We start from the raw sequence: 3238 nt of genomic DNA, 5'->3' as shown, positions 1-3238 counted from the left end.
ATCTTGATCCTGACAGACGGCACGCATGTATGTTTGAACTGGGGAACACCAGACGAAGAGAAACTGGAAAATGTCTCCGTTGAACAAATGAAACAGTACAACTTCCCAGCGGGTTCCATGGGGCCAAAAGTGGATGCCTGCTGTCAGTTTGTCAAAGAAACAGGACAAAAAGGGCATATCGGTGACCTGACTTGCGCGCTAGAGATCATTGAAGGAAAATCCGGTACTCATATCCACCAGTAGAACAGTTATTATTTGATAAGCCGTAAAATAGGATCAAAGGAGAGCTAGCTAAACTTTTCATTCTCTCAATGGATTTTTGGCGAGCGCTCCTTTATCTTTCTAATTAATAATATACTTGATATATGGCAAGCATATGCGAAAAGTTAAGACAGAAGAAAAATTACGGAGAATTCACGAGGCTGTTGTCCAGTTGATGGAGAGACGTGAAGCAACGGATATCTCTATGTATGATGTCGCCAAGGAGTGTGGCATGGCAACATCAACACTGTACCACCACTACCCTAACATAGAAGACTTGTTTCATACGTTATTAATAGATGTTTTTAAAGAATTCGACCTATTATTGGAACGATGTATAGATGAAGAAAAAGTCTCGCACTGGACTGATATCAACAAAATGATAGAAACTGCCTATGTGGACTATTACAATAATAATCCCATTGCAAAAAAACTAATTTTAGGGCGCCATACATTCTCTGAATTAGGCCATGCCGATACCGAACATGATCTTGAATTAGGCCATCAGGTTGAAATGATTTATAGACGTTTTTTTGATATCCCCCAACTATCGCAACCTATTAATATTTTTGCCATATCACTACAAGTTGCCGATAAAATCTATTCTCTTTCCTATCGAAAATTTGGTTATATCACTCCAGAATTAGCTCAAGAAGCGGTACGTCTTACCGAATCTTATCTTCAAATCTACATCCCAAAAATTTGTCAAAGAGTCGATTCAGAATGAAACCTATAAGCAGTATGACGGCAGCAATATACTGAGGATGACTTATTAGCTAGCAGTAACTCACTCTAAAACTGACGTTCAGTTCAACAATATAAGAGGTCGTTGGACTATATCGACTTTATGAAAACTGGGGGCGCTAAGTAGCCTTGATAAGGTGCGCTTGGTAGATGATTTTCCATTTATTACTAATAACTATAAAATTTGGTATAAATATATGGCGTTTAGAAGTCTCAGCTTAAAGCAGTTGCTTACATCAATCATCGGAACTATGCTGTCTGTTACAGTTCTGAGTTTATCATTAATCAGTTTTACAACCTTCCAAGACTTTAATTACGAAGAAGCAATCCACTTTAGAAAGCAACAAGGTTTGTCGGTCACCATTCAAGTCGATCAATACATTTCTGGTGTTGAACAGCAACTAGACATGATCAGTGAAGCGATCCAATATAAAGAAGGGGTAGTTACTAACAAACTTGCGGTAGTGAACTTGTTAACCAAACTAAACAATTCTGCAAACGGTACTGCAACTTATATTGTTTTTGAGGATGGTACATCTCTAGAGCATTCTGGAGAACAATACACAGATATACAACTTAATAAGCATTGGTATACCGGACCAAAATCTGGATTGCCATTCGTTCTTACCGAGCCATCGATTGATCAGGTAACAGGAAAGCTTCTATCTTCACTTGTAGTGCCTCTGACTCAAGAGGGACTATTTATCGGTGTCGTTGGCGTTGATATATCATCCGATGTATGGAAAAAGCTCGTCTCAGAAAATGTAACTGATGGGCAAATATTTCTTACCGATACAGAAAACAAAGTCTTGTACGCACCTTACCCCGAACTCCTTGGAAAAGACTTTTTTGAATTTCGACCAATGTATCGCAACTTTCCTGGCTCCCATTTGCAATACCAGGTAGATGATGGCAGAGAGTTCGTAGCGACTAAAAACGGTCCAACGAACTACGGATTGAACGTTTACACCTTCGAGAAATTAGATGTGATCTTAGCGCCTAGTGAAGATATGTTGAGCGTATCATTGCTGTCTGCAGCCGTGTTTATTGCCATCACTCTAGTGGCCATATACACAATTATTGTTAAGTTGATTTACGTCCCTATTGGTGGTGAACCTAAAGAAATACAAGCCATTATCGAACGAGTTGCAGAAGGCGACCTGACCGTTAATGCTGTATCCAGAGGAAATGACACAGGGGTTTATGCAGCGACAGTTACCATGGTCGAAAAGCTCAAGATGGTAGTTGGTAGTATCAGGTACCAATCAACTCAGGTTGAGCATACTTCGGATGAATTGACGTCGTTGGCGGAAGAAACAAGGCAAAGCTCAGATCAACAAATCTCCCAGATGGAGATGACCGCAACGGCGATGAACGAGATGGTTTCTACTGTAGAAGAAATCTCAAGAAATGCGCAACAGGCTTCAAGCTCTGCAACCAATGCCTTCGAGCAAGCGAGAAGTGGCGCCAATATCACGAAGAAAACATCTCAAGTTATAGATTCATTGGGCCAAGATATTAGCTCTGTATCTCAAACCATTGATGAACTGAGGGAGGAGACAGAGAATGTAGGAGATGTTCTAGGAGTCATTAGAGGTATTGCCGACCAAACCAACCTACTTGCACTGAATGCCGCAATAGAAGCCGCTCGTGCTGGAGAACAAGGCCGGGGTTTTGCCGTTGTAGCCGATGAAGTTCGTTCACTGGCGAGCCGTACACAAGATAGTATCGAAGAAATCAATCTAACGATTGATAAGCTACAAAAGGTTGCAACATCGGCTGTAGACTCAATGGAACACAGCCAGAGCAATACGAAAGATGCTATTTCAATGGCAACAAAAGCCAGAGAGTCATTAAATGCTATTTTGACCTCAGTTGGACAGATACAAGATATGAATACTCAGATAGCAACAGCTGCAGAAGAGCAAAATGCTGTAGCTCAAGAGATCAATCAATCGGTTATCGAAGTAAATGGCCTTGCTATAGCAACCAACGAGAATGCGGAAAGTACAGAGAACTCAACGAAGCAATTATCGAGTGTCGTGGAAAGCCTATCTGAAATCACAGGCAAGTTTAAGTTGTAGGAATCAAAGTCAAACACCCTAAACGACGAAAGCCCAGCATTTCTGCTGGGCTTTCTAATATGGCGGAGAGATAGGGATTTGAACCCTAGATACGCTACAAACGTATGCCGGTTTTCAAGACCGGTGCTTTCAACCACTCAGCCATCTCT

2 protein-coding genes and 1 pseudogene are annotated in these 3238 nt (G+C 41.1%); all 3 read left to right on the top strand.

What is annotated here, in order from left to right; genetic code table 11:
• A pseudogene (locus MHN01_RS21705) lies at window positions 1–243 on the top strand (carbamate kinase); the annotation flags it as partial.
• Window positions 244–376: 133 nt separating this feature from the next.
• Entirely contained in the window at window positions 377–988 is a 612-nt protein-coding gene (locus MHN01_RS21700; RefSeq protein WP_239413381.1) for a TetR/AcrR family transcriptional regulator, read from the top strand.
• Window positions 989–1148: 160 nt separating this feature from the next.
• On the top strand, window positions 1149–3089 hold the full coding sequence (locus tag MHN01_RS21695) for a methyl-accepting chemotaxis protein (RefSeq protein ID WP_239413379.1): 1941 nt from the start codon (window positions 1149–1151) through the stop codon (window positions 3087–3089).
• Window positions 3090–3238: the final 149 nt, after the last annotated feature.

The organism is Photobacterium sp. OFAV2-7 (assembly GCF_022347985.1).
GTDB lineage: Bacteria > Pseudomonadota > Gammaproteobacteria > Enterobacterales > Vibrionaceae > Photobacterium.
The sequence above is the reverse complement of the archived record's forward strand: the minus strand, read 5'-3'. Positions and strand labels throughout refer to the sequence as shown.

Coding starts and splice junctions, on each gene's coding strand:
- MHN01_RS21700 (WP_239413381.1), top strand. CDS start 377: ATGCGAAAAGTTAAGACAGAAGAAAAATTACGGAGAATTCACGAGGCT.